A 1357-nucleotide genomic window follows, 5' to 3' on the forward strand; every position below is an offset into this window, starting at 1 on the left:
CCACACGGATACCTGTCACAGCCTGGCATATGTCCATTCCGCAGATCTGCAAACCCTAACGCGTAACGATTAAGCGAGCTGCCTTAGACGGTTGCAAACGCTGGCCACTTATTCCTCCGAGACTACTAGGCTTAGAGCTGAATTGGCCGCAATATCCAACACATGGCGGAAGGTGTCAAGAATTTTTCACGATACCAACCTGCCCCGCAATTGCTACACTCATAGTGATGCGGCCAATAGACGCAACGCGATGGTCTCGAGAACCGAAGGGCACAGCGGGGGAGACGAGATGCTGCGACATCTGGATTACGCGACAAGGAAGGTTGAACATGCAGGATAAGCTACACAAGACTGATGAGGAATGGAAGGCGCGGCTCACGCCGGAGCAGTTTTATGTCTGTCGGCAGAAGGGGACTGAAAGGCCGTTTTCTGGTGAATACTACGACTGCAAAGAAGATGGGATCTACCAGTGCGTCTGCTGCGGCAATGAGTTGTTCGGCTCCGAGACGAAGTTCAACTCAGGTACCGGGTGGCCCAGCTTCTGGGCCCCTCTAGCGCCCGGGCAGATCAACACCGTGGGGGATACCGAGTTGTTGATGCGGCGCACCGAGGTACGGTGCAGCCGGTGCGACGCGCACCTGGGCCATATCTTCCACGACGGTCCACCGCCGACCCACCTGCGCTACTGCATCAATTCTGCCGCGTTAAGACTGATCAAGCGATAGCGTTGCGCGAACGAGGTTCGCACGGGGCGCTCAGCAGCGCTATTGCTGGGGCTGGCCCTCCTGCGGGCGTGCGATGAGCGCGGGCGACACCACCGTCCGTCCCGGTTCAAAAGGATAGCGTGGGCTCAAGATCGGTTTATAATCAGCCGGGATCGGGAACGGGAACGTGGCCAGTTCGTATGCTCCAGCGCCCATCCGCATCAGTCCCAGACCAAAACCGGAAAGGAATCCTGCGGGGATCCCCCAAAGCGGGCCCTGCTCTCGTGCCTCATAGCAGATCATCTTCGGCCATTCGATCACCAGCCCAAGGAAGAGATTCGCCGTACCCCGTAAAGCCTTCTGGCCCGGCGAGGAACTGGCGAGTTCCCCGGCAACGGCCTGGGCGGTAAGAGCCGTCGACATCACAAGCGCAAGCACAACAACCCGCACGGTCATCTTCATTGGCGCCTCCAATAGGTTTGGGGAGCCGCTATGCCGCCTCCGAAGCGCACTGCGCGGCTACCCCATGGATTGATGACGATGATGATGGGAGGTAGACACACTACCGTCTATTTCTCCTTGTCTGATTCTTTTTCCGATTCTTTCGCAAGCCGCTTGACCTGCTGAGGCGACACGTAGAATCGCCCGCCGCA

Annotated in this window: 2 protein-coding genes; one reads left to right on the plus strand and one right to left on the minus strand. The window is 58.1% G+C overall.

Features of this window, described 5'->3' with window-relative positions; genetic code table 11:
- The first annotated feature begins 329 nt into the window (after nucleotides 1-329).
- On the plus strand, nucleotides 330-725 hold the full coding sequence (msrB, locus tag KGL31_09815; GenBank protein MDE2322193.1) for a peptide-methionine (R)-S-oxide reductase MsrB: 396 nt from the start codon (nucleotides 330-332) through the stop codon (nucleotides 723-725).
- Nucleotides 726-764: 39 nt separating this feature from the next.
- On the opposite strand, the gene KGL31_09820 is transcribed toward msrB, so the two are convergent.
- Nucleotides 765-1160: an exosortase system-associated protein, TIGR04073 family gene (locus tag KGL31_09820; GenBank protein MDE2322194.1), complete on the minus strand. Its 396-nt coding sequence runs from the start codon at nucleotides 1158-1160 to the stop codon at nucleotides 765-767.
- Nucleotides 1161-1357 lie beyond the last annotated feature (197 nt).

The organism is Candidatus Methylomirabilota bacterium (assembly GCA_028870115.1).
Lineage (GTDB): Bacteria > Methylomirabilota > Methylomirabilia > Methylomirabilales > Methylomirabilaceae > Methylomirabilis.

Excerpts from the sequence above, each read along its gene's own strand:
- msrB (MDE2322193.1), top strand. The coding sequence starts at position 330 with ATGCAGGATAAGCTACACAAGACTGATGAGGAATGGAAGGCGCGGCTC.
- KGL31_09820 (MDE2322194.1), bottom strand. The coding sequence starts at position 1,160 with ATGACCGTGCGGGTTGTTGTGCTTGCGCTTGTGATGTCGACGGCTCTT.